Source organism: Microbulbifer maximicatervae (SeqCode) (assembly GCF_052467065.1).
This window is the reverse complement of sequence record NZ_CP174299.1, coordinates 318,115-342,808: the sequence shown is the minus strand read 5'-3', so window position 1 is coordinate 342,808 and position 24,694 is coordinate 318,115. Positions and strand designations below refer to the sequence as shown.

24 protein-coding genes are annotated in these 24,694 nt (G+C 52.2%); 11 read left to right on the top strand and 13 right to left on the bottom strand.

Annotated features, from left to right (window positions below):
- Positions 1–68: 68 nt before the first annotated feature.
- Complete coding sequence (gene xseA / locus ACJJI1_RS01610; RefSeq protein WP_444958351.1) at positions 69–1,421, bottom strand: exodeoxyribonuclease VII large subunit; 1,353 nt, start codon at positions 1,419–1,421, stop codon at positions 69–71.
- A gap of 174 nt (positions 1,422–1,595) precedes the next feature.
- On the opposite strand from xseA, the gene guaB reads away from it, so the two are divergent.
- Both guaB and guaA read left to right on the top strand, forming a co-directional pair.
- A complete protein-coding gene (gene guaB / locus ACJJI1_RS01605) occupies positions 1,596–3,083 on the top strand; it encodes an IMP dehydrogenase (RefSeq protein ID WP_282933710.1) in 1,488 nt (495 codons plus the stop codon).
- A gap of 100 nt (positions 3,084–3,183) precedes the next feature.
- Positions 3,184–4,761 carry a glutamine-hydrolyzing GMP synthase gene (guaA, locus tag ACJJI1_RS01600; protein WP_444958350.1) on the top strand — a complete coding sequence of 526 codons (1,578 nt, stop codon included), beginning with the start codon at positions 3,184–3,186 and terminating at the stop codon, positions 4,759–4,761.
- Positions 4,762–5,118: 357 nt separating this feature from the next.
- On the opposite strand, the gene rlmB is transcribed toward guaA, so the two are convergent.
- The 7 genes from rlmB to ACJJI1_RS01565 all read right to left on the bottom strand — a co-directional run bounded on the left by rlmB (position 5,119) and on the right by ACJJI1_RS01565 (position 10,041).
- On the bottom strand, positions 5,119–5,901 hold the full coding sequence (gene rlmB / locus ACJJI1_RS01595; RefSeq protein WP_444958349.1) for a 23S rRNA (guanosine(2251)-2'-O)-methyltransferase RlmB: 783 nt from the start codon (positions 5,899–5,901) through the stop codon (positions 5,119–5,121).
- Positions 5,898–6,767: a Rossmann-like and DUF2520 domain-containing protein gene (locus tag ACJJI1_RS01590; protein WP_444958348.1), complete on the bottom strand. Its 870-nt coding sequence runs from the start codon at positions 6,765–6,767 to the stop codon at positions 5,898–5,900. Before ACJJI1_RS01590 ends, rlmB begins: the two co-directional genes overlap by 4 nt.
- Positions 6,767–7,525 (bottom strand): pyridoxine 5'-phosphate synthase, encoded by a 759-nt coding sequence (locus tag ACJJI1_RS01585; protein WP_444958347.1) that lies wholly within the window; start codon positions 7,523–7,525, stop codon positions 6,767–6,769. The genes ACJJI1_RS01590 and ACJJI1_RS01585 overlap by 1 nt, the downstream gene beginning before the upstream one ends.
- Positions 7,526–7,528: 3 nt before the next feature.
- Positions 7,529–8,119 carry a peptidylprolyl isomerase gene (locus ACJJI1_RS01580; RefSeq protein WP_444958346.1) on the bottom strand — a complete coding sequence of 197 codons (591 nt, stop codon included), beginning with the start codon at positions 8,117–8,119 and terminating at the stop codon, positions 7,529–7,531.
- A gap of 157 nt (positions 8,120–8,276) precedes the next feature.
- Complete coding sequence (locus ACJJI1_RS01575; protein ID WP_444896521.1) at positions 8,277–8,957, bottom strand: TIGR04211 family SH3 domain-containing protein; 681 nt, start codon at positions 8,955–8,957, stop codon at positions 8,277–8,279.
- A 30-nt stretch (positions 8,958–8,987) separates the two neighbouring features.
- Positions 8,988–9,287, bottom strand: coding sequence for a YciI family protein (locus ACJJI1_RS01570; RefSeq protein ID WP_108734042.1), 300 nt, complete (start codon positions 9,285–9,287; stop codon positions 8,988–8,990).
- A 34-nt stretch (positions 9,288–9,321) separates the two neighbouring features.
- Positions 9,322–10,041 carry a VC0807 family protein gene (locus ACJJI1_RS01565; protein ID WP_282933704.1) on the bottom strand — a complete coding sequence of 240 codons (720 nt, stop codon included), beginning with the start codon at positions 10,039–10,041 and terminating at the stop codon, positions 9,322–9,324.
- A 148-nt stretch (positions 10,042–10,189) separates the two neighbouring features.
- Between ACJJI1_RS01565 and ACJJI1_RS01560 the strand changes: the two genes are divergently transcribed.
- From ACJJI1_RS01560 to rluB, 5 genes are all read left to right on the top strand, one after another.
- Entirely contained in the window at positions 10,190–11,194 is a 1,005-nt protein-coding gene (locus ACJJI1_RS01560; protein WP_444958345.1) for a PHP domain-containing protein, read from the top strand.
- Positions 11,195–11,286: 92 nt separating this feature from the next.
- On the top strand, positions 11,287–11,910 hold the full coding sequence (locus ACJJI1_RS01555) for an L-threonylcarbamoyladenylate synthase (RefSeq protein WP_282933701.1): 624 nt from the start codon (positions 11,287–11,289) through the stop codon (positions 11,908–11,910).
- Positions 11,911–11,963: 53 nt separating this feature from the next.
- Positions 11,964–12,986, top strand: a complete 1,023-nt coding sequence (locus ACJJI1_RS01550; RefSeq protein ID WP_444933846.1) for a segregation and condensation protein A — start codon at positions 11,964–11,966, stop codon at positions 12,984–12,986.
- Positions 12,987–12,996: 10 nt separating this feature from the next.
- A complete protein-coding gene (gene scpB, locus ACJJI1_RS01545) occupies positions 12,997–14,142 on the top strand; it encodes an SMC-Scp complex subunit ScpB (protein WP_444958344.1) in 1,146 nt (381 codons plus the stop codon).
- Entirely contained in the window at positions 14,139–15,005 is an 867-nt protein-coding gene (rluB, locus tag ACJJI1_RS01540; RefSeq protein ID WP_444907630.1) for a 23S rRNA pseudouridine(2605) synthase RluB, read from the top strand. The genes scpB and rluB overlap by 4 nt, the downstream gene beginning before the upstream one ends.
- 67 nt (positions 15,006–15,072) lie before the next feature.
- On the opposite strand, the gene ACJJI1_RS01535 is transcribed toward rluB, so the two are convergent.
- The 3 genes from ACJJI1_RS01535 to ACJJI1_RS01525 all read right to left on the bottom strand — a co-directional run bounded on the left by ACJJI1_RS01535 (position 15,073) and on the right by ACJJI1_RS01525 (position 17,930).
- Positions 15,073–15,750, bottom strand: coding sequence for an SRPBCC family protein (locus ACJJI1_RS01535; RefSeq protein WP_444925562.1), 678 nt, complete (start codon positions 15,748–15,750; stop codon positions 15,073–15,075).
- Positions 15,751–15,838: 88 nt separating this feature from the next.
- On the bottom strand, positions 15,839–17,215 hold the full coding sequence (locus ACJJI1_RS01530) for an ATP-binding protein (RefSeq protein WP_413662836.1): 1,377 nt from the start codon (positions 17,213–17,215) through the stop codon (positions 15,839–15,841).
- 10 nt (positions 17,216–17,225) lie between these two features.
- Positions 17,226–17,930 carry a response regulator gene (locus ACJJI1_RS01525; RefSeq protein ID WP_413662835.1) on the bottom strand — a complete coding sequence of 235 codons (705 nt, stop codon included), beginning with the start codon at positions 17,928–17,930 and terminating at the stop codon, positions 17,226–17,228.
- 168 nt (positions 17,931–18,098) lie between these two features.
- Between ACJJI1_RS01525 and ACJJI1_RS01520 the strand changes: the two genes are divergently transcribed.
- The 4 genes from ACJJI1_RS01520 (at position 18,099) to ACJJI1_RS01505 (ending at position 20,430) form a co-directional block, all read left to right on the top strand.
- The gene (locus ACJJI1_RS01520) at positions 18,099–18,563 is read left to right on the top strand and encodes a Spy/CpxP family protein refolding chaperone (protein ID WP_444958343.1); all 465 of its coding nucleotides are present in this window, start codon (positions 18,099–18,101) and stop codon (positions 18,561–18,563) included.
- Positions 18,564–18,784: 221 nt separating this feature from the next.
- Positions 18,785–19,327, top strand: coding sequence for a flavodoxin (locus ACJJI1_RS01515; protein ID WP_444958342.1), 543 nt, complete (start codon positions 18,785–18,787; stop codon positions 19,325–19,327).
- Between the two features lie 6 nt (positions 19,328–19,333).
- Positions 19,334–19,702 carry a hypothetical protein gene (locus ACJJI1_RS01510; RefSeq protein ID WP_444925558.1) on the top strand — a complete coding sequence of 123 codons (369 nt, stop codon included), beginning with the start codon at positions 19,334–19,336 and terminating at the stop codon, positions 19,700–19,702.
- A 266-nt stretch (positions 19,703–19,968) separates the two neighbouring features.
- Positions 19,969–20,430, top strand: coding sequence for a Spy/CpxP family protein refolding chaperone (locus tag ACJJI1_RS01505; RefSeq protein ID WP_444958341.1), 462 nt, complete (start codon positions 19,969–19,971; stop codon positions 20,428–20,430).
- A gap of 82 nt (positions 20,431–20,512) precedes the next feature.
- Here the strand turns inward: ACJJI1_RS01505 and ACJJI1_RS01500 are convergent, their stop codons facing one another.
- The gene (locus tag ACJJI1_RS01500) at positions 20,513–22,468 is read right to left on the bottom strand and encodes an alpha/beta hydrolase family protein (protein WP_444958340.1); all 1,956 of its coding nucleotides are present in this window, start codon (positions 22,466–22,468) and stop codon (positions 20,513–20,515) included.
- 121 nt (positions 22,469–22,589) lie between these two features.
- The gene (locus ACJJI1_RS01495; protein WP_444958339.1) at positions 22,590–24,644 is read right to left on the bottom strand and encodes a S9 family peptidase; all 2,055 of its coding nucleotides are present in this window, start codon (positions 24,642–24,644) and stop codon (positions 22,590–22,592) included.
- Positions 24,645–24,694: the final 50 nt, after the last annotated feature.

Below are 24,694 nucleotides of genomic sequence, written 5' to 3'. Positions count from 1 at the left end.
GCTCCGAAGGCACTCTACCTCAACCATTATAGTGTCGCTTGATTTGCGCCCTTTAATTGTTAAAGAAATCAGTTTTCGATGGTTTTAACTTCTGCAGTGAAGTTCCCTTTGGCCAGCTTAATATGGACTTGCTGGTCGGTATCCAATTCTGAACTATCGCGAATTGCGCGATTTTCTGAATCCAGAACAATGGCGTAGCCTCGCTGCAATACTGCCAGAGGACTGATGTTTTGTAGTAATTGGGCCCCGTGGGAGAGTTTGTCACTGCCGCGCTGTAATATCAGTTGCATCGCACGCTCCAGGTTTCCCTTGAGTTGAATTAACTGCTTTCGACTATTGTCGAGTCGGCGTGTCGGCAGGTTGTGGGCAAAAGCTCTGGAGGCGGAATCCAATTGGGATTTGCGACTTTGGATTTGTTGTTGGCAAGCTGCTACCAGGCGCATCTCCAAATGATCCAGCCGTTGGGCTTGGTTGAGGAGCTGCTCCTTGGGATGGCGCAAACGGTTGCGTCGCAATTGAACCTGTTGAGATAAATGCTTCAGTTGGTTGTCCATGGCGCGGTGTAATCTGCGCTGGACCTGGTCAAGCCGCTGTAAAATTTCTGCAGCATTGGCGCTGGCTATTTCCGCTGCGGCAGAGGGGGTGGGGGCGCGCAGGTCTGCGGCTAAATCTGCAATAGTCGTATCGGTTTCGTGGCCGACTGCAGAAATAGTGGGAATAGGGCTTGCGGCCAGTGCGCGGGCGACAATTTCTTCATTAAAAGACCACAGGTCCTCCAGGGAGCCTCCGCCGCGACCGACAATTAATAAATCGTGGCGACCACTGCGGCCCGCTTTTTCAATCGCTGCCGCGATTTGCTGAGCGGCCCCCTGGCCTTGAACGGCTACGGGCCAGATTTCAATTTGTGCAGAAGGGTGTCTCCTGCCCAATACGTGAATCATATCCCGTATTGCCGCGCCTGTCGGCGAAGTGACAATGCCGATATTGGTTGGCAAAAACGGAAGAGAGCGTTTTCTGCTTGTTTCGAACAGGCCCTCAGCATTCAGTTTTGCTTTGAGCTGTTCCAGCTGGCGCATCAGGGCGCCAAAGCCGGCCTCCTCCATATGCTCAACGATTAGCTGAAATTCTCCGCGCCCTTCGTACAGGCTCACCCTGGCCCGAATTAAAACCTCACGACCATTTTGCGGCCGAAAGGCGACACTGCGATTGCGACCGCGAAACATGGCGCAGCGCACCTGGGCTCGCGCATCTTTAAGGCTAAAATACCAGTGCCCGGAACTGGGCATGGAAAAATTGGAAATCTCCCCACTGATCCATAGAAGGGGCACACTGTTTTCCAGAAGATGTTTAACTTCCCGATTCAGGTCACTGACCGACAGCACGCTGCGCTTGGCATTTTGACTAGGGGGAATTGTCTGCATCGGTGAATCTCGTCGGGCGTATTGGGCGGAGCAATATTGCAGTATCGCCCTTATAGGTAAAGAGCTTTACTGTACAAATCCGTTTTTCTGCAAATTGATGTTTGCGCTTTGGGCGCGTAGAGGTATAATCGCGCCGATACCCAATCCCGCCTATTCGAGGTTTGAGTGTCAACAATGTCTGAATCCAATCTGCGCATCGCGCGCGAAGCCCTCACTTTTGACGACGTCCTACTTGTGCCCGGATATTCCGAGGTCACGGCCAAGGATGTGAGTTTAAAAACCCAACTCTCCCGCAACATTACCCTGAACATCCCCATTGTGTCCGCTGCTATGGATACAGTGACGGAAGCTCGCCTGGCCATTGCGTTGGCCCAGGAGGGGGGTATCGGCATTATTCACAAGAGTATGTCGATAGAAGAGCAAGCTCTTGCCGTTCGCGCGGTGAAGAAGTTTGAAGCCGGTGTTGTAAAAGACCCTATTACTATTGAGTCCGATGCCACTGTGCGCGAGTTGATCGCGCTGACCAGTCACCACAATATTTCCGGTGTACCGGTAATGGATCGTGGCGACTTGGTAGGTATCGTTACCAGCCGCGACGTTCGCTTCTTAACTGATCTCGACGTCAGTGTCGCCAGCATCATGACGCCGAAAGAGCGTCTGGTGACGGCCCACGAAGATGCGAGCCCCGACGAAGTCCGCGAACTGCTGCATAAGCACCGTATCGAAAAGGTACTGGTGGTTAACGACAACTTTGAGTTGCGCGGCCTGATCACGGTTAAAGACTTTAACAAAGCAGAGCAGTACCCGAACTCCTGTAAGGATTCCGACGGTCGCCTGCGCGTGGGCGCGTCTGTGGGTACCAGCCCGGATACCGATGATCGCGTAGCTGCATTGGTAGAAGCCGGCGTTGATGTGCTGGTAGTAGATACCGCCCACGGCCACTCCCGCAACGTGATTGAGCGCGTGCGCCGCATTAAGGAAATGCACCCCCAGGTGGATGTGATCGGTGGCAACATCGCTACGGCTGACGCAGCGCGTGCACTGGTTGAGGCCGGTGCGGATGCGGTTAAAGTGGGTATCGGCCCCGGTTCTATCTGTACCACCCGCATCGTAACGGGTATCGGCGTACCCCAGGTGACGGCAATTGCAGAGGTTGCCACAGCCCTTAAAGAATTTGGTGTGCCCATGATCGCCGACGGTGGTATCCGTTACTCCGGCGATATCTCCAAGGCAATTGTTGCCGGCGCCTCATCAGTCATGATGGGTTCCATGTTCGCCGGTACCGAAGAGGCGCCGGGCGAAGTTGAGCTCTATCAGGGCCGCACTTACAAGTCCTATCGTGGGATGGGTTCTCTCGGTGCTATGTCTCGCACCCAGGGTTCTTCCGATCGCTATTTCCAGGATGCGAGCAAGGGCGCTGAAAAACTGGTACCGGAAGGTATCGAAGGTCGAGTGCCTTATAAAGGCCCGCTGTCAGCCATTGTTCATCAGATGATGGGTGGTTTGCGTTCAGCCATGGGTTACACCGGCAGCGTCGATATCGAGACCATGCGTACTCGTCCTGAGTTTGTGCGGGTCACGGCAGCCGGTATGGGTGAGTCCCATGTCCACGACGTTCAAATTACCAAAGAAGCCCCCAACTACCCGGTGGGCCGACGCTAAGCCTTCGACCTTCTCCAGGTGAAAAAATTTAGACGGAACAAGCAGCAAACGGACCTTTAAGGTCCGTTTGCCGTTATTTAATCCAGTTATCGAGTAAGTCATGAGCCAAGATATCCATTCCAGCCGAATACTCATTCTCGACTTCGGGTCCCAGTACACACAATTGATTGCCCGCCGTGTTCGCGAGCTGGGCGTATTTTCTGAAATTCGAGCTTTCGATATGACCGAAGAGGAAATTCGTGAGTATCAGCCCAAGGGCATTATTCTCGCCGGTGGCCCCGAGTCGGTACCGGAAGAGGGCTCCCCGCGCGCGCCGGAAGCGGTTTATAACCTGGGCGTGCCGGTACTGGGCATTTGCTATGGCATGCAGACCATGGCTCATCAGCTTGGAGGCACCGTACAGGGCAGCGATATTCGCGAATTTGGCTACGCCCAGGTAAAAGTTGAAGGCCAATCCAACCTGTTGAGCGATATCAAAGATCATATCGCTGATGATGGCAGTTCCCTACTGGATGTTTGGATGAGTCACGGCGACAAGGTAGTGGCGATGCCAGAGGGCTTTGAGCTGCTGGCTTCCACCGATTCCTGCCCAATTGCCGGTATGTACCACGCTGAGAAGAATTTCTTCGGTGTACAGTTCCACCCGGAAGTGACTCATACCCTGCAAGGCATGCGTATTTATGAGCACTTTGTGATTGATATTTGCGGGTGTGAGAAACTCTGGACTCCCGCGAACATTATTGAAGACTCTATTGCTAAAGTCCGCGATCAGGTGGGCGAGGGCAAGGTGCTGCTCGGTTTATCCGGTGGTGTCGACAGCTCTGTGGTAGCCGCTTTGCTGCACAAGGCTATTGGCGATCAGCTGACCTGCGTATTTGTAGATAATGGCCTTCTGCGTAAAAACGAAGGCGACCAGGTAATGCAGATGTTCGCCGACAATATGGGCGTCCGCGTTATCCGTTCTGATGCGGAAGAGGATTTCCTTGGGCGCCTCCAAGGTGAAAAAGACCCTGAGGCCAAGCGCAAAATCATTGGTAATACCTTTATTGAGATTTTTGATCGTGAAGCTTCCAAGTTACAGGACGTGAAATTCCTGGCTCAGGGCACTATTTACCCAGACGTTATTGAGTCTGCCGCCGCAAAAACCGGCAAGGCCCATGTGATTAAGTCTCACCACAATGTGGGCGGTTTACCAGAGGATATGCAGTTTGAGCTGGTAGAGCCCCTGCGTGAACTGTTCAAAGACGAGGTTCGTAAGATCGGCCTGGAGCTGGGCCTGCCTTACGACATGGTTTACCGTCACCCCTTCCCGGGACCGGGTCTGGGCGTACGGATTCTCGGTGAGGTAAAGCGGGAGTATGCCGATATTCTGCGAGAGGCAGATGCGATCTTTATCGAGGAACTGCACAATGCCGATTGGTATCACAAGACCAGCCAGGCCTTTGCCGTATTCCTTCCGGTAAAATCTGTGGGTGTTGTCGGTGATGGCCGTCGATATGAATACGTGGTTGCTCTTCGCGCGGTAGAGACCGTGGACTTTATGACAGCGCGCTGGGCGCATCTCCCCTATGAGCTGATTGAGAAGGTCTCCAACCGTATTATCAATGAGATAGAGCAGATCTCTCGTGTGGTCTACGACGTTTCCAGCAAGCCTCCCGCGACAATTGAGTGGGAGTAAACTGCAGAATCGAGAGGGGGTGCTTAGCACCCCTTTCTTTTTTTGTTTTGGGCTTCGCGTCTCATTTTCCACAGCAGCCCCTTCTCTCTATTCGATCTTTAATTGGTACGGATTGTCGCTAAACGCTTAGCTAAGTTTTCTCTAACTCGTTGATTTTTTGAGCGTTTCCCGGGTTGTTTATTTTTTCTTCATATTGTCACAAAGACCAAATGGCGGGCCTTTGCGGCCTACTACTCTAAGTTAGTCACAGAGATATCCACAGAATCTGTGGGTAGTGGATAATCCTGGCTAGATTGGGATTGAGCTCGTGGGATAAGTTGAGGGAGTGGGAGGCGGGTACCTCCCACAGGGGCAGAGCTAAATTTCTCGGCGGAAGCTAATTAGCGCGGCCGTGACCGCCACATTCAGGCTTTCCACATCGTTTTGCATGGGGATACGTACCAGTTCATTGCACTGAGCTGCAACGGCATCGCTAACGCCGTGGGTTTCATTGCCCAGCACAAAAATTGTGGAGACTTTACTGGAGACCTCTTTTAAGGTCGTCTGGGCGTGGGATGACAGCCCGCAAACCTGAGCCCCCGCTTCGCGGAACTCCCCCAGGGTGGCTGCCAATTTGTCACAGCGCAAAATCCGGGTTTTAAACAGTGTGCCTGTGCTGGCTTTGATAACCAGGGGGTCTATCTGTGCACAGCCTTTCTTTGGCAGGATGATTCCATCAATGCCGCCGGCACAGGCTGAGCGAATAATCATGCCCAGGTTTTGAGGGTTGGTTATGCCATCCAGGGCCAGAAGTTCATAGGTGTTTTTGTGCTCTGGGACTGCAACCTTCTGTAAAAAGTCCTCCGCTCTGCCGTAGTGAGGCAGGGCCAGGTCGAGGGCTACACCTTGGTCCTGACGGGAATTCTTCGAAATCCGGGACAGGCCCTTGCGATCCCAGTAAGCAATTTCAATCTGGCGCTCTTCCGCCAGGGTTTCCATTCGCTGGATTAGCTGGTCGCGCCGGTTGCTGCTGGCCAGATGTAATTTATGGACGGGTACAGATAAATCCTCGAGAGCCTCGAGCACAGGCTTGCGCCCATAAATTGTCAGGAGGCTATCGAAGAAGGCTTTCTTTTCCAGGTATTCGGAGGAGTCTTTCACCGCGTTGGCTCACTCAGCAGTTCGATCAATCTGGCTGCGCTCTCAGGTGAGAGCGAGCCGCGCCGCGCCAACTCTACACAGGCGAGGCCCAGATGGCGATAGCAAAGTGCCAGTTGGCTATCTACTGAAGCAAGGCTTTCCACCTGGGCGCCAACGGTTTCCACATCCCCCCTGGCAATGGGGCCTGTCAGCGACCTTTCTGGTCCCAGCGCCAAATTGTTTTGCAGAGTCTGTGAAACAATCGGCGCCAACAGACGAAGAGCACTGTCCCGCTCTATGCCGGCGGCTGCAAAGCTTTGTAAGCTCAGGTCCATTAGGGTGGTGAGGTAGTTGGAGGCGATCACTGATCCAGCGTGGTACAGAGACTTGTTAAGGGGATCAATAGCCAGTGTTTCACAGCCAATGGCTGCAAAAGCCGCAGAGATAACCTCTACTGCATGGCTATCCCCTTCGACAGCGACGCTGGTTTTGGCAAATGTTTGCAGCGAGGTTTCCGGTTCGGCAAAACTGTGAACCGGGTGAGCGCTGGCAACCAGGGCGGGTCTCAGGGGGGCTAGTTCTTTAGAGCTAAGAGCGCCACTGCAGTGGAATATAATAGTGCGCTCGTCGACCAGACCGCTGTCGGCAAGTCTCTGCGCAAATATAGCGATTTCACTATCGATACAACCAATCAGCCATAGGTCTGCTGACGTCATTGCTGAGAGGGAATCGACAGCATTGCCTGCACCGATAAATCGACAGGCACTTTGTCCACTTTCGAGACTGCGGTTATAAATTGACTGTACCCCGAATACACCGCTCTCCTGCCACAGCCGCCCCAGGGTTTTGCCAAGGCGGCCTGCGCCAATAATATTGAGGCTTTGCATCAGCTTCCAGCGAGGCAGTCGACGTAGGCGTTAACGGCATTTTCCAGGCCCATGCCAATAGCATCGACAGTAAAGGCGTGGCCAATGGAGACTTCCTGCAAGCCCGGTAATGTGCGATAGCGCGGTAGGTTAACCAGGTTGAGGTCATGGCCGGCATTAATTCCCAGCCCCAGCTGATGTGCGTGCTCGGCGGCGGCACAGTGGGCAGAGAAAATTGTTTCCAGCTCTGGGCTCTGTTTGGTTACGGCTTCGGCGTAGGGGCCTGTGTAGAGCTCAATACGGTCAGCGCCGACCTGTTTGGCCAGGCTGATCTGGTCCAGGTCTGGATCCATAAACAGGCTGACACGTATTCCGGCATTTTTAAGTTGATCAATTATCGGAACTAATCGATCGCCATCTTGCTTGAGGTCAAATCCGTGATCAGACGTGAGCTGATCATTGGTGTCGGGAACCAAAGTGCACTGGTCCGGTTTGGTTTCCAAAACCAGTGGTATTAGGCCGGGGTAGTCCCCCAGGGGAGCGGCGAAGGGGTTGCCTTCAACGTTGAACTCTATGTTCTTGCGGCTGGCGCAGAGTTTTGCCAGGTCGCGCACGTCGCCCGGACGAATATGTCGTTGGTCTGGACGGGGGTGTACGGTCAGCCCCTGGGCCCCGGCATCGAGGCAAGTGCGTCCGTGGGCGATTACGTCGGGAAAATTGCCCTCGCGGGAGTTGCGGATTAAGGCAATTTTATTGAGATTTACGCTGAGAGCGATCAATGCTTATTCTCCCTTGCTATGTTCAGCGACTGTGTTGTCGCTGGTTGTAATTCGTTTTGCGGAAAGAATCCGAATCGGAGTATTGGGAGCCTCTGGGTGCCTGCGATAAAGGCCGCGGGGTTCCCGCTCAATTTTTTCTACGATATCCATTCCCTCGATAACCTTGCCAAAAACTGCGTAGCCAGGCTTATCCTCGCTGGCATCCAGACGGGTGTTATCTACCAGGTTAATAAAAAACTGGGACGTGGCACTATCGGGATCGTTTGTGCGCGCCATGGAAAGGGTGCCACGCAGGTTTTGGAGCCCGTTAGCTGACTCGTTGGCGATAGCCTCGCGAGTTTCTTTTCTTTGGAAATCAAAAGTGAAACCACCGGCTTGGACGACAAATCCAGGCACAACACGGTGAAAGATAATTCCATCGTAGAAGCCGCTATCGGTATAGGCGAGGAAGTTCTCTACGGTGACTGGTGCTTGCTTGGCATATAGCTCGATACGAATAACCCCAAGATCAGTTTCTAGTTTCACCTGAGGGTTTTGGGCAAATAGCGGAAGGCAGAATAGAGTACAGAAAAGAAAAATAACTAATTTACGCATCATCCGTGTCCTTTGAGTGTCCGGGGGTAATCGGTTTACCTCTGTGCCAGCGAATGGTTATAGGTAGAGAGAAAGTATTTGAATATCGCTGCCTGCGGGGTGCTTCTCAGCACTCCCGCAGTCGTATAGTAAGCGATTTTGGTTGTAGCGAGGGAGATCAGTTGGCCCACTCGGAATTGCGCTTGCGCGGGCGCACATGGGGGGCAATCATCGCCAGAATAGCGCCTAATGCAACGGATAGGGCACCATACAATTGCCATTTGCGGGCATCGCTACCGGATAGGCGCTGAATTTCCGCTTCCGCCATGCTTTTTTCCTGTTTCAGCAACTCGTACTGATGCAGGAGCTTTTGATGGCGATCGTTGAGCGAAATTGCGTCGGCAGAAAGGGACTTCAGGCTTTTGAGTTCGGCGGCCAATTCCTGGCTCTGCTGCTGGGCAGAGGTCAGGGCGCTATTCAGTTCGCCGTTTTCTGTCTCCAACCGGCGAACTTCTCCCCCCAGATTACCTTCCATTTTTTCAAAGCGGGCCAGGTTGGCTTCTGCGGTTGCCAGCTTTAGTTTTGCCACGGGCTCACTGACAAGGTATTGGCGTCTGATCCAGCCCTCAGTGCCGTTGGGGGTACGCACTTTTGCCCAGCCGTCCGAGGCGGCATCTTCGAGCAGAGCCAGCTCGGTACCACTGGCCAGGCCGCGGTGCAGAATCCGGAATTCATTGCCTTTGCCAGAGCGCATGGGCACGTGAAGTTGGTCGGTAATATAGCGGGTCTCCGCTGCAAGTGCCGCTGGTGCTGAGTTCAGCAGCGCTACAGCGAGCACACCGGACAGTAATTTCTTCATTGTGATGCAGCTTGTTAGTTAGAGTTTTTATCAGGGCAGTACAAGCTTGTAGGGCTTGACTGTAACCGATGCATAGACGCCAGCTTCGATATAGGGGTCACTGTCAGCCCAGGCTTTGGCCTCTTCCAAAGAGGGGAACTCAGCAATTACCAGGCTGCCGGTAAAGCCGGCTTCACCGGGCTCTTCGCTGTCGATGCTGGGGTTTGGGCCGGCAGCCAGGAGACGACCTTCATCTTTGAGAAGGTTGAGTCGGGCCAAATGACCGGCGCGGGCTTTTTTGCGTAAAGGGAGACTATCGCTAACATCTTCACTGATGATTGCGTACCACATTGTTTTGAATGCTCTTGTTAGTTTTTTTAAGGTGTTATTGCGCGACCATCACTTCTTCCAGCTTCAACCCGGTCAGCTTGCCGATACGGGAGAACAGGAAAAAGAGTGCACCCATCAGAATCAGGGTTGATGGGATCGCAATAACCAGATATCCATAGGCGGTCATTTCGCCAAGTTCGGTGTTATAGGCCTCTGTGCCCGGCGGGCTGGTGACGATCATTTTGGCGAGAATGTAATTCAGCGCCGAGGAGAAAAAGAATGACCCGGCAACGATCCATGAAGTCTGGCGCAAGGTGCGGTCGAAGGCTGGCTGGTTACCATTGGCCTGTAATGACTCGGCGATCTTTGTCGTATTCAGGATTTGATCGTTGTAAAGCAGGGTTTTGACCAGCGGCCAGCGGGTATAAACGGATAGTGCCGTTGCAACACCCAGTAGGCCAGGGATTGCAGCTTCCTTAATCGCAATATACTGCGGGTCCAGCTTGAGCAAGCTGATGCCGCCAGTGAGCAGGATGCCAATAAACCCGAGGGCTGAGAAGAAATTGACCTTGCCCAGGCGCAGCAGGTCGCGAAGGCCATAACCCAGTGGGAAGGCCAGGGCCACTATCAATGCCCAGGTTGGGCCCAACCAGTCATCCCCGGAAAGTTTGGTCAGTATCAATGTCGGAATAATGACATTGAAGGCGATATTGCTGAGAAACCCTTCCTTTTTAGGCTTCTCGGGAGATGTCGTGGTCGAATTCGTTTCGGTCATACTCAATTCCGGTGATAATGCCCGCTGGAAACTGATGGGGCTGATAGCCCGTTCAATTTCCCCGCTGACAAAACTACTGTCAGACTTCGGCCCTGGCGAGTCACCTGTGAGTGACTGCTAGTCCGGGCCTTATCCCTGAAAACGCCGAGTGCCGCATAGACAGCGCAATAGGGCGATTGTTCCTGAAAAGACGGATATGGCGATCTTTTTCATCGTCGAACTGAGTGAGAGCCTGTTGTTGAAGACCCTTTCAGCCGATTTGAATACAGACCTGGTAGATCTGCACTGCCACAGTACCGCGTCTGACGGTATTTTAAGTCCTGCGCAGCTGGTGTCGAGAGCGAAATCCCAAGGTGTGACGATGCTCGCCCTGACCGACCACGATACGGTGGATGGTGTGCTTGAGGCTCAACAGGAAGGTGACTGTTTGGGCGTAGATGTGGTGGCGGGGATTGAGTTCTCCAGTCTTTGGGGGCGTAGACCCGTACATATTGTAGGTCTGAACATCAATCCCGAATCGGGGCCTCTGCAAGAAGCCATTCAACTTCGTGAGCAGTTGCGCGAGGAGCGGGCAGAGCGTATCGCGGAAAAGTTGGAAAAGCGTGGCTTTAGCGGTGCCTTGGAGGGTGGGCGTGCCCTGGCGGGCGACTCGGTACTGGGTAGACCCCATTTTGCACGATGGCTGGTGGAAGCTGGGCATATAGATGATACCGGTAAGGCGTTTAAGCGTTACCTGGGGGCTGGCAAAGTAGGAGATGTGAAAGTTGAGTGGCCCCAGTTGGGTGAGACCATCGCTACTATTCACAGTGCCGGCGGTTGTGCGGTATTGGCCCACCCGCTTAAGTACGGATTGACCCGCACCCAGTTATTGCGACTGCTGGGAGCTTTTCTTGAAAAAAATGGGGATGCGATAGAGTTGCTGTGCGGTCGGCAAAACCCGACACAGACCCGAGAGTTAAAGAAATTGTTACTCTCGGCCGCGGAAGCGGCGGGCAAATCAATGCCATATTGCTCTCTTGGCAGCGATTTTCACCAGCCGGAGCAGCCCTGGCGTGAATTGGGTTGTGTCAGGTTGCCCGCAGACGTCGAGCCGGTGTGGAATCTGTGGCACACTCTGCACCGGGAACAGCGGGGTCACGTTTCGCTGCCCTGATTCCGGCTTGTGAATTGGGGGCCATCGTCCGGCTTTAAGCCTGGTGGATGGCAGTGAGGTATTTTCAATCGGTAAGGCTTTTGGGGGGCTTTGTGGCGCAGTTTTTTCAGATTCATCCGGATAATCCTCAAGGCCGCCTGATCACTCAGGCAGCAGAGATCGTCGCCCAAGGGGGCGTTATTGTTTTTCCCACCGATTCAGCTTACGCCATAGGCTGTCGACTGGGAGAGAAGCTGGCGGTTGAGCGCATTCGAGGAGTGCGCCAGCTGGACAAGCAGCACAACTTCACATTGATGTGCCGAGACCTATCGGAGCTGGCGACCTATGCCAAGGTCGACAACCAGATGTTTAGGTTGTTAAAGAATCATACGCCGGGTTCCTATACCTTTATTATGCCGGCGACCGCCGAGGTGCCGCGCAGGTTAATTCATCCGAAGCGCAAGACCATCGGTATTCGCGTGCCGGATAATCCCATCGCCCTGGCCCTGATTGAAGAATTGGGCGAGCCGTTGATGAGCTGTAGCCTGATTATGCCCGGCGAAGAACAGCCCCTAACCGAACCTTACGATATCCGCGATACCCTGGAGCACCAGGTGGAATTGGTTATCGATGGCGGTTTCTGCGGGTTGGAGCCCACCACCGTGATCGACCTGACGGGTGATGAGCCCCAACTGATTCGTCAGGGATGTGGGGCAACTGACGAAATACTCGGCTGAAAGCTGCGGCGCCGTGTATAATCGCGCGTTTGCACGATTGAGGGTGGGGCAGGGTGTCCAGTGATGAGTTACTAGCAGAGGTCGAGGAGCAAGTGCTGGCCGAGGTTGCGGCAAGCGATGATGAAGCTCCTGCCCAGGCTGGCGATGCGGAATCGCAGGGCCAGGACTCGGATGAGGATTCCCCCCTGGCTTTGGTGCAGGGCGAAATCTTTAACGACCTCCCGCAGGATCTCTTTATTCCACCAGATGCTTTGGAAGTTGTTCTGGAGGCTTTCGAGGGGCCTCTGGATCTCCTGCTATACCTGATTCGCCGCCAAAACCTGGATATTCTCGAGATCAACGTCTCCGACATTACCCATCAATATATGGCGTATGTGGAGATGATGACGGCAATTCGCTTTGACTTGGCCGCCGAGTATCTGGTAATGGCCGCTATGTTGGCGGAAATAAAGTCGCGGATGCTGTTGCCGCGACCGCCTGAAGCGGAGGAGGAAGAAGGCGAGGACCCCCGCGCGGCTCTGATTCGCCGTTTGCAGGAGTATGAGCGTTTCAAAACTGCGGCTGAGGATCTCGATGAAATCCCCCGTGTTGGCCGGGATGTCCATCAGGCCAATGCAGAGGCTCCCGATCGCAGTATCACACGCCCCGACCCTGAAATTGACTTGAAAGAAGTCCTGGTCGCCCTGGCTGATGTGCTGCGGCGTGCGGATATGTTTGAGAGCCACCAGGTTGAGCGGGAGAAGTTGTCCACCCGCGAGCGTATGACCCAGGTGCTGGATAAGATCCGCCACGGCCAGTTTGTGCCCTTTGTAAGCCTGTTTACCGTTGAGGAGGGTCGCCTCGGTGTCGTAGTGACCTTCCTGGCAGTGATGGAGCTGGTAAAAGAGTCACTGGTGGAGCTGGTGCAGAATGAAGCTTTTGGCCCGATCCACGTGCGCGCTCGCGCTGCTACCCACAGCAGTGAAAGCGAAGACGGTGCTGACAGCGAGCCTGAGGACCAGATTCTCGAAGAGGTTGAAGATCCAGAGGACGCTGTAGAGGCCTCGGATAAAGCGTCGGAAATGTATTCGAGTTAGAAAATAGAAGATGACAATCGCCCCCGAATTACTGCGCAAAATCGTCGAAGGCGCCCTGTTGGCCGCGGGCCAGCCTCTCAGTGAAGAAAAGCTGTTGTCTTTGCTGGACGAGGAAGAGCAACCCTCCAAGACTACCCTGAGAGATGTGCTTGAAGAAATCGCCCAGAGTTGTGCTGACCGAGGGTTTGAACTGAAGAAAGTCGCGAGTGGTTGGCGTTTTCAAGTGCCGGAAGACCTGGCTCCATGGGTGAATCGGCTGTGGGAGGAAAAAGCGCAACGGTATTCCCGTGCAACCTTGGAGACCCTCGCCATTATCGCTTATCGACAGCCGGTAACCCGTGGTGATATCGAGGATATCCGCGGCGTTGCGGTGAGTTCGCATATTGTTAAAACCCTGCTGGAGCGCGGTTGGATTAAAGTTGTGGGGCAGCGGGACGTGCCCGGTAAGCCGTCTCTCTACGCAACAACCCGGGAGTTTCTCGATTATTTTAATTTGAGCACCCTGGATGATTTGCCGACTCTGGCGGAGATCCGCGATATCGAGAGTCTGAACCAGATTCTGGAGCAGGAAGGTTTGCCTCCAGAGCCGGTTCCCGAGGAGGGAGAGTCCGAGGTGGACAATGGTGCTTTGGAAGATTCTGAGTCAGAGCAAGACACCGAGGCAGAATCCTCTACTGAAGGCCCTGCGGCTGAACACGAAGATATAGACGATGCCCTGGTAGAGGCTTTGGCTGAGGAAGTTGCTGCTGAAGCATCAGGCGCCGAGACCGAGACCGAGACCGAGACCGAGTCTGAGCCCGGAGTAGATGCCGATGCAGTGCCCGCCGAGACGGATGCACAGGAAGATCCAGTGGAAACTGCGGCAGCAGAGATCCAGTGGGAAATGGAGCAGGAAGACTCTGAAGGTAATTCGGAGTTGGATGTAAATGTTGATCTAAGTGAAGAGAGTGAACTTCACAGTGATGAGGGAAGCAGCGTTGAATCGCTGCAAGTAGAAGAAGAGAGCGAGAACTCTCTAACGGCAACGTTACCACCCAGCAGTATGTTTGCCGAAGACGACACAGTTGAAGAGGTCGCCGAGGAGTCGGTGGAGGCAAATGCTGATGTCGATGAAGATTCCAAAGAAGTAGTACAAGTGGAAAGCACCACCCCATGAGTGATGGTACCCCGCCAGCAGGCGAGAAATTACAGAAAGTATTAGCGCGCACCGGCCTCGGTTCGCGCCGTGAAATGGAGCGCGCAATTGATGCGGGCCGCGTAACCGTAAATGGAAAAGTGGCGGAGCTTGGCGAGCGCGTAACTGACGCGGATCATATCGAGTTTGATGGTAGCCGGCTGCCTTCGGCAGAGCAGAATCGCTGCCGGGTAATACTCTACAACAAACCGGTTGGAGAAATATGCTCCCGCCACGACCCGGAAGGCCGCCCGACGGTCTACGATCGCCTGCCGAGACTGAAAACCGGCCGCTGGATTTCTGTTGGGCGCCTGGATTTCAATACCAGTGGTTTGCTGCTGTTTACCAATAGCGGAGAGCTGGCCAATAAATTAATGCATCCCTCCTCGGTAATCGACCGCGAATACTTGGTTCGAATCCAAGGTGATGTGGATGAGGAAATGAGGCGGCGTCTGCTCAAGGGCGTGTTGTTGGATGATGGGTCGGCGCGCTTTACCGACATCGTAGAGAGTGGTGGTGAAGGTAAAAACCGCTGGTTCTACTGCGTAGTGATGGAGGGCCGCAACCGCGAGGTGCGTCGTCTGTGGGAGTCCCAGGGAGTTAGAGTTAGCCGCTTGAAGCGTGTGCGCTACGGCAGCGTCTTTATTCCCTCCCATGTGCGCGTCGGGCAGTGGATTGAGATGGAGCCCCGCGAGATCGATGACCTCTGCGTAACGGCGGGAATGCCGAAACTGGGCCAGCGCCCATTGACCCAGGGTGAGAAACAAAACCTGGAGCGCCAGCGCAGGAAGTTGCGCAAGTCACCGGCGCCAGCCGCGCGACGCAATCGACCGAAGTCGGTTTAAACAGAAAAAGCCCGCAAATTGCGGGCTTTTTTGTATTTCAGTAATCGCTACTCTTAATTGCTGAGTGTTACTGCTGGTTTTCCGGTGTTTCTCCTGCTTCCTCTTCATTCTGGTCTCGCAGTTCACTGGGGACACCCTGAGGGCCATCACCCATTGCATCATCTACATCGGATGGAATATCTGAAACTGAATCGGTGGAGGTTCCGTCGGAGGTGCTATTTTCCGGTGCTGTTTCAACCAGGTTTTTAAGTTTTTCCAACCCTTGTTCATAAGACTCTCCCACCATTTTTTTCACTGCCAAGCCCATCCAGCGTTCTCTGGGACCACCGCCGGTATCGCTGTGGAAGTTCCAGGTAAGAAGGGTGCCGCCATCCTTTGGTTCCAGCTGGAATTCTGCCGTGGCCTGGCTGCCATCACCAAAATCCAGCTTGGTGGCGACTACAGAATCTCGCTTGCTGGCGAAGATAGTTTGACTACCGCTTCCGGCTTTGGAGTTTTCGCCACGCCAACTCATTTTGGCGCCGACGCCTTCCTGGGGACCGCTGTACTCATAGAGTACCGAGGGGTCGATATGGCGCCATGGGGACCACTCGTTGAATTTGTGGAAATTATTAACGTAGGGGAAAACCACTTGTGGCGGTTTGTTGATAAATACGCTGCGATGAACAGTGACTTCGCGTGGGAATAAATATCCCGCGAGCACGAGAATTACCAAGGCAATAAGAATATAAATAATCCAGCGCATAGCGGGTTCCTTTGCTATTTGCGGGTGCAAGGAAGCAACCGCCAGAAAACTCTGGCGGTAGAGATGCTTATATTAGCTGCTGCGATGCTTAATCGTCGGCAATATGTAGCAGGGGGAGTTTAATCTCAACACACAGGCCCGCATCCCGACTGTTTTTGGCGCTGATGCTTCCCTGGTGATGTAGGATGGTGCGCTGGGCGATAGCGAGTCCCAGTCCAAAGCCACCACTTTCCCGGGTGCGTGCACTATCTGTGCGATAGAAGGGGCGGAAAATAGCCTCCAATTCCTCATCTGCCACGCCGGAACCTGAGTCGATGACTGAGATGGTGCAGGATTCTGAGGATTCTTTAATCGACACCTTGACCCGGCCGTGCTCGGGACTGTACTTGATCGCGTTGCGCAGGATGTTCTCCAGGGCAGCGGTCAGGGAGCTGCCCCGGGTTGCGACAAGGAGCTCTTCCCCTTCGGAGCGAATTTCAAAGGACAGGTCTTTGTCAGCAGCTTCGCTGTGGAGGTCTTCCGCCAGGGCGCTTATCAGGGCATTAACTTCCACTACGTCATCCAGGGGACGCTGCTCCTGGCTGCTAATAGGAAGTGATAGCACGTCGGCAATAATATCTTCCAGGTAATCCGCAGCCTTGCCGATTTTATCCAGTTCTGTATCGAGCCCGTTGATTTGCTTTTGGCGGGCGATGGCCAGTGCCACTTGCAGGCGTGCTAGTGGCGAGCGCAGTTCGTGAGAGACATCCTTGATCAGGCGGCGCTGCTCGGACATCGACTCCTGAAGCTGGGCGGTCATGGAGTCGAAGTCCAGGGCCAGGTCAGTCAGTTCATCATTCCGAGACTTCAGGGATGGAGTCACGCGGTAGTCCAGTTCGCCGGCAGCCACGCGCTTGGTGGCTGCGCGCAACTGTTCAAGAGGGCGGCTCAGGTAGCGGGCTAACCAGTAGCAGGCTAAACCTGAGGCAATCATGGAAAGCAGTAACATCGGCCAAAAGTTGCGCCACAGGAAGCGCAGCAATAGGCCTTCCTTGCTATCCCCAGCAACGACGACGATACGCAGGGGGTCTCCGGTGCGCAGTGGTAGAAAGAAGCCTACAGTGGGCTTGTTATTTACCAGTTTGTGAGCTTCGCGATTGCGGTAATCAAGACTGTCGATTAACGAGCCCATATTTGATGGCACTTCGCGACCGAGGATGTCGTTGCCTTGTTGGTCAACCGCATAAACCCGCCGTTTGACTTTTTTGGGGGCTTTCTCGAGCCAGTGCTGGAACTGTTCGGGACCGTGACGGCGGGCGATTCGCATATTTCGCATGACCTCGCGAAAAAGGGCGGGGCCCTCCCAGCGTTCCTCTTGTCGGGGATCGCCGAATTCACCGAAGTGGGTAATGTAAATGGCGGCTACAACCATCACCATGGCGGTGATCCAGGCCCCAAAGAACATTTTCCAGAAGAGACTGCGCATCGTGGAAAACCTACTGCTTGCTCTGGGTGAGCATGTATCCGGCACCTCGGATATTGATAATTAGGTCGCGGCTGGCACCTTTATCCGCGAGCTTCTTGCGAATGTTACTGACATGGACATCAATGGAGCGGTCGTAGGGCATCAGCTTACGGCCAAGGGCACTTTCAGTGAGAACCTCTTTGCCAACCACTTCGCCGGCATGCTGAACCAGTACCTTGAGCACGGCGAACTCTGCGCCGGTCAGAGCCAAAGCCTGGTCGTTCCAATAACCCTGATGCTCTGCAGGTAGTAGTCGAATCTGGCCGCTGCTAAGAGTGTCGTCGCTCTCTTCAGCTTCGACTCGGCCGCGGCGGAGTACTGCGCGCAGTCGGGCCGCCAATTCCCTGGGATTACAGGGTTTGGGCAGGTAGTCGTCGGCACCCATTTCCAGGCCGACGATACGATCCACAGTGTCCCCTTTTGCAGTAAGCATCAAAACTGGTAGGGAGCGGCTTGCTGCTGACGCCTCCTCCCTAAGTTTGCGAAGTACTTCAAAGCCATTGTGAACGGGCAGCATGACGTCCAGAACCAGAGCGTCAAAGCTCTCGCTCTGAGCGAGCTCTAGTCCCCGGCCACCATCATTGGCTGCGGTTACTTGAAAACCCTCTCCGGTAAGGTACTCCCTTAGCAAGTCGGTGAGTTCGGTGTCATCGTCGATTAAAAGGATGCGGCTCATGGCGTTCTCTCAGTTTCTGTGTGGCCATTATATGCAAAGCGCTGGCGCTGGTTACCGCTGGCGATAGGGCTTTTTACCGTTCTTAACAAATGTTTACCGGTGTTTTCCCCCGTTTACACAAGCTGGGCTTACTATGTAGTCACTGAACGCGAACATGAGGACGTAGGAATGAAACACTGGAAACAAGCAATGGGAAGCTTGGCCTTGGTAGGTGTTCTGGTTGCCCCTGCGGCACTTGCTTTCGGCGGTGGTGAAGGTGGTCAGGGGCGTGGATTTGAATATATGGTCCGCCAGCTTGAGTTGACCGAAGGCCAGCAGGCACAGTTAAAGGCCAACCGGGAGAGCAACCGTGAGGCGAGAATGGCACAGCGCGAGCAAATGATCGAGCTGCGCAAGGAATTAAATGCGGCGATTGAGTCGGGCGCTGACCAGGCGACACTGGATCAATTGGGTGAAGAGCTAGGCAAGCTAAAGCTTCTGGAGATGCAGAGCCGCAACGAAATGAAAGAACAGTTTAAGGCCATTCTGACTGATGAGCAGAAGGCCAAGCTAGAGCAGCTAAAGAGTGAGCGCAAAGCGCGCCAAATGAAACGGCGCGATGAAAGCTCTGCAAGCCAGGATTCAGAGTCCTAGGCCCCCCAACCAAAGACTCCTTGTGCGATCCGCTGGGTGCACCCTTCCCCAAGGCCCAGCAGGTTCATAACCCTTAGCCCCCGCTGCCCCGGGGGCATTTTTCTTTATACCTGCCGAAACCTGATCAGATAGGTAACTTGCTGAGCCAGGTTATTGCTGGGAGAATACGCCGCCTTGTAATTTAGTATGTAGCGGCCCGGACTGGGCGGAGAGGGTTGACTGTGAGTAAAATCGGCTTGTTCTATGGCAGTGATGAGGGTAATACCGAGTCTGTAGCTTTGCGCATCCGCGCCCGCCTTGGCGAAGAAAATGTAGACCTGTTTGATATTGCCGATGTCACCCAGTTGGATATTGCTAATTATCAGTATCTGATCTTTGGAATCCCTACCTGGGACTTCGGTCAGATTCAATCTGACTGGGAAGAGTTCTGGGAGGATGTGCAGGAAATCGATTTTAGTGGAAAGACCGTCGCTTTATTTGGCCTGGGAGACCAATTTGGGTACGGCGACTATTTCCTGGATGCGATGGGCATGCTCCACGATGTTATTGTGGAAAAAGGAGCCACTATAGTCGGTCACTGGTCCACTGAAGGCTATGAGTATGAAGCCTCAAAAGCTGAAGTCGAAAGTGGAGCAAAGTTTGTCGGTCTGGCTATTGATGAAGACCAGCAGGAAGAGCTGACCACAGAGCGGCTGAATCGCTGGTGTCAGCAAATAGCTGAAGAGCTTGCGCTTGACAGTGATGTTCTTGAGCTGGATGACTGATTCGTTATGAAAAACTCCCTGTTGTTCAGCGAGTTTTGGCCCTGGCTGGCAGAGCATACAAATTGCATCGTCAGGGCCGGAAGTAGTGATTCGGTAGTATACGATGATGATGACTACCACTGGCGCTTCACCGCTGAAGATGCCCGTACCAAGTTGGTTCAGGTAATGCGCGGTAAACGACCCGTCGCCGAGCTGTTTATTGAGCCTGAACATATAGCCGCTGTGCGTATTTCTCCCGGGGAGCGGGGAGAGTACAACTTTGACCTGGTAGCAGAAGTCCAGGGGCGCGAACAGGTTGTTTATTACTTTGTTCTGACTCACTCACTGGAAGATGTGGATACGAAACAAAATCCCTCCTCAGCCGCTCTCCATTAAAAAGATTTTGATCTTGTGGAAGTTATACTAGTCAGGCCTGTATAACTTCCGGATTAAATTTCTAACTTAAATTCTATCCCTCTCTTTTATTTCCCTTCACAACCATTAATTTGAAAATTTTTTTACAGTCGGTGCATTTTTTAAGCTGCATTTATTATAAAAAGCGCTTGTTGTGAGTTCTTAACAAAGGTTTACCACAGTTATCCCCCGTTTACACGGGGCCCACTTATTATGAAATTACTGAATGCAAACGAGAGGGTTGAACGATGAAAAACTGGAAAACTGTAGTAGGTAGTTTGGCTTTGGCTGGCGTTGTAGCAGTACCAGCCGTTGGCATGGCATGTGATGGTAAAGGACGAATGGAAGGTCGCGGCCATGGACCAGAAAAAATTGCTAAAGAGCTGGAGCTGACGGAAGCTCAAAAGGATCAACTGAAGGAGCTTCGCGAGTCCAACCGCGAAGGAAAAATAGCTAAGCGCGAAGAAATGCACAAAGCGTATGAAGAGTTGCGTGAAGCAATTCGTTCCGGTGCCGATCAGCAAACACTGGCAAGCCTGGGGGCGGAGATTGGCAAGCTGGAAGTCGCTAAAATGCAGAGCCGCAACCAGATGCGTACTCAATTTGAGTCGGTATTAACAGATGAACAGCTCGCCAAGCTGGAAACCCTGAAGGCTGAAAAAAAGGATCGTCATATGAAGAAGTGGAAGGCGTATCGCGATCACGGTTAAGTGGGTAGCCTGGTTGAGGTGACTGAGCAATTGAAAATATGTAGCCCCTAAATTAACTGGGGCTACATTTTAATTGAACTCTTTACCTTTCGCTAGATTGCTTTTCGCTAGCTCCAACACCAATATGTTGATCCAGGAATTCTAATAGTTCTGTATAGAGTTTCATTCTATTTTCTTCGGTATAAAAGCCGTGTCCTTCATTTTTTACAAATAGAGTTTTAATCGGTTTGTTTTCTTTTCTAAATTCCTTTACTAGCATTTCTGCATGCTCAATGGGGGCTCGCTCGTCTTCCTCTCCATGAATCAAGAAAACTGGCAAATTAAGTTTGCCGGCATTGTGTACAGGAGAGTTGACTTTTAGAAAGTCCTTATCTTTACTAAGTGTCTTTTTAAGGTAAGCAACGCCGCGATCTCTTCTCTTAATATCCCCTTTTGTGTACATCATCTCCAAATCGTATACGCCTACATAACCTACAGCACATTGGTATAAATCAGGGTTGCGGATAGGACTCATCAGAGCCGAATAACCCCCAAAGCTAGCGCCATAGATGCAAATTCGATCAGGGTCTGCATATCCTTTCCCTATGGCCCAATGAACGGCGTCGGCAATATCTTGTTGAATTTTTCCTCCCCACTCCCTGAGTCCTGCTGAATAAAATCCCTGGCCATAACCAGTGGAGCCACGAAAGTTAACTTGAAGTACAAGATATCCATTTTGAGACAGAATTTGTGCATTGCGATCATACCCCCAATAATCACGTGAATGAGGGCCGCCGTGAGGTAATACAACCATAGGGTTTAATTTTTCAGAGCCCTGTGGAAAGGTGAGGTAAACTCCTACTTCTAAATTGTCCTCTGTAGTGAAGCTGCCAGCGAGCATTGGATTGAGCTGGTCGGGTTTTAGCCATTCAGCAGAAGATATTAAAAAATTAACGGATGTTGATTTCAGGTTTACCAAGTAATAGTCGCCTGGCAAGCGATCACCGTATACCTTCATTACACCTAAAGAACCATCGGCGGTGAAGCTTGTAAACGTTACATGAAACCCCTGAAACGCCTGTTTCAATCCTCTAAATAGTGAAGAAAAACTGTCATCCTCATCAAAAAAATGTTCAGTTGGGTAGTCTGGCTGTAGATAAACGCCTAAAGGTTTATATGAGGCTGGGGAATAGATGATATCGTGTATATCTGATCTTTCATGCTGGAAAACCAAAGAGTAGTCTTCAGATCCAGGTTTTAACTTTACTAAGGCTTCGGTTTGAGATTTTTGAGGGATGGTTAAGTAAGATTCGCCGGTGTTTGTGTCAAAACCGACTGGAGTTCCAGATTTTAGCAGAGGAGTTTTAATTCTGTGCCAATCGTTCTTTTCTCTGATAAATAATTGATATTTGTTATTTTTGTCAGTGCCGTCTGCGAAGAGAAGGTTTCCTGCACCGTCAGTGTAAGCGCGCCCGTCAACTTGTGGAAGCCTTGCAATACGCTTTTTCACCCCTGTATATATATTGAGTTTTGCAACCTCACCCCTGGATTCCTGGTTCCTTGCCCAAGGGTACGTGGAAATTAGTATCTCTTTCTTTTTTTGAGGGAGTGGATCGATAATTTTTGCATGTGCACGAGTAGTTTCAGCTTTTTTGAATAAGGATCCGACTTGGTTCTCGCCTGCAAGATGCCCAAAAATATTCTTCCCGAATGAGCCATCGTAATTAATAGCATAAAGTGAGCCGTAAAAAACAGGAGTCTCCAGAGCTGACTGTCGTGACATTACTTCAGCTACTACTCTTTCATTGTTTGCCCAGTAGAAATCACCGACCTCCTCCTTACCTCTAAAACGTAAAAGACCAGTAATTTTTAGAGGGGTAATAGACATGAATACCAATATACGCTCACCTTCGTGTAATTTTCTCACTGCTAGGTGGGAGCCCGCTGGAGATATTTTCACATCTTCAATATTTGCATGTCGTATGAGATCTTCTAGGGGTGCTGTACTGGAAAATACAAATGTAGGCCAGAGAATTAGAACTAATATTAGTCTGCGCATAAATTCCTCCTTGTAAATTATAAGGATAATTATGCGTTAGATTTAGTGTGGAAAATAGTGGTGAATTAGGGCGGGCCTTTAAAGCCCGCCAGGAGGGGGTTAAATTAATTGGTACGAATGATTAGTTTTTTGCTAAGTCTTTACTTTCCCTATCGGGTTTGTGCTGATCAAACCAATATAGAATCGATGCAACTTTTGCCACTAACTGACTTGGCCTGGCAGCGATACTGTGGGATGCCCCTGGAATGCGAACCATGGCAGCGTCAACGTCATTAAGTTTTAGTGCTTGATAAAACTGTTCTGTTTCTGACATCGGTGTGCGGTAATCCTCTTCCCCGGTTAAGAGCATAGTGGGAGTGGTAACGTTTCCGACATAGGTGAGCGGTGAGCGACGGCGGTATTCCTCAGGTTTCTCCCAGGGCATCCCTGAGAACCAATAGCTGGTAAAAAACCTCGAATAATCAGCAGTTAAAACGAAGCTCTCCCAGTTGATGACAGGCTTGGCAACAACAGCAGCTCTGAAGCGGTCAGTTTTACCAATGATCCAGGCTGTCAATGTGCCTCCGCCACTGCCACCAGTAACAAACAACTGCTCTTCATCAATATAACCTTGAGAAATTACAGCGTCGACGCCAGAGATCAGGTCGTCGTAATCCTGGCTCGGGTAGTTATGGTGAATTAAGTTGGCAAATTCATGGCCGTAGCTGGTGGAGCCTCGGGGGTTAGTGTACAGAACAACATAACCAGCAGCGGCAAATAACTGGACTTCGGCGGCAAATCTGGGGCCGTAATTAGAGAAGGGACCACCGTGAATTTCCAATAGAAGGGGATACTTCTTCTCGGGGTCGAAATTGGGTGGGTAAGCGACCCAGCCCTGAACATCTCGGCCGTCAAAGCTCGATTTGTAGTTGATTTCCTCAATATTTGCCATCTCGCGCAGTGGCATCAGGTCGCCATTGAGCTCGGTGAGTGCCTGGGTTTTGCCGTTGCGCGCTAGAGCCAGTTCGGCGGGATTTTGAGGGGTTGTTTGTGTGTAGGCGATGTCCCCGCGTTTGGAGACTGCAAAATTGGCACCGGAGTATGGGCGTCCCAGCGAAAGGCCTCCAGCGTCGCTGGCCATTAGGGTTTCGCTGGAACCAATTTTCTTGATGGCAATTTTGGTGGAGCCGTGATCGTCGTAGCTATAGGCAATTCGCTTGCTATCGTCTAGCCAGTGGAAGTTGGAGATGCTGCGATCCTTGGCAGTTTTTATTTTACGGGACTTCCCGCTATTGAGATCCAGGACGCGCAGAGTATGTTGTTGGTATCCGAGCTTTTGATCCTCAAAGCCTAAATAGGCCAGCTTCGTACCATCTGGAGACATCTGCGGGTGATGGTCGGGACCATAACGTTCGGTAATTTGCTCGATACTGCCGTTTTGTAGGCTTACCTTGTAAATTTCCGAGTTCATCAGCTCGATTTCGTGATCGGGATGACGATTGGCTGAGAAGTAAATTGCATCGTTATTTTTACTCCAGGCGAGACTGCTGTGGTGATCGTACTCGCCTTCGGTAAGCTGGCGAGGGGTACCGCCCTCTCGAGGGATCACAAAAACCTGTACATGCCCCTGCTTTAAATAGCCCATGCCATCTGAACGATAAATGCTGCTGTCGATAAACTGTGGTGGCTTAGCCCACTCTGCGCCTTCCGGGGCACTGGGGAGCTTTACTGGCAGAGGTTTGCTCTCCGGTACGAACATAGTGAAAGCTATTTGCTTACCATCCCGTGACCACTGGATATTGGAAGGGGATTTTGGCAGGTGAGTAATCTGCAGATTCTGGCCATTATCTAACCACAGCAGGTGGATCTGCGGGCTGCCACTGCGGGTGCTGATAAAAGCGATGGTCTTCCCGTCTGGCGATAGCTGTGGGGAGTAATCGGAGTAGTCTCCAGAGGTCAGAGGGCGGTGATCTTTGCCATCGGTACCGATACGCCAAAGGTTCGCGCGCTTGCCGTCTTTCATTTTGTTCATTGAGTTGCGGACGTAATAAATACTTTTCCCGTCACTGCTGAACTGAGGGCTGCTCGCGTATTCGAGGTCAAATACATCCTCGTAACTAAAATTGGGTAGTTGGTTATCAGCGAGCGCAGGGCTGGCGATAAACATCGCTGCGACAATTTTTATTAGCCGGTTCATGATCTTGAGGCTCCTCCTTTTTGTTTCCTAGAGGATACCTGAGGAAGGGG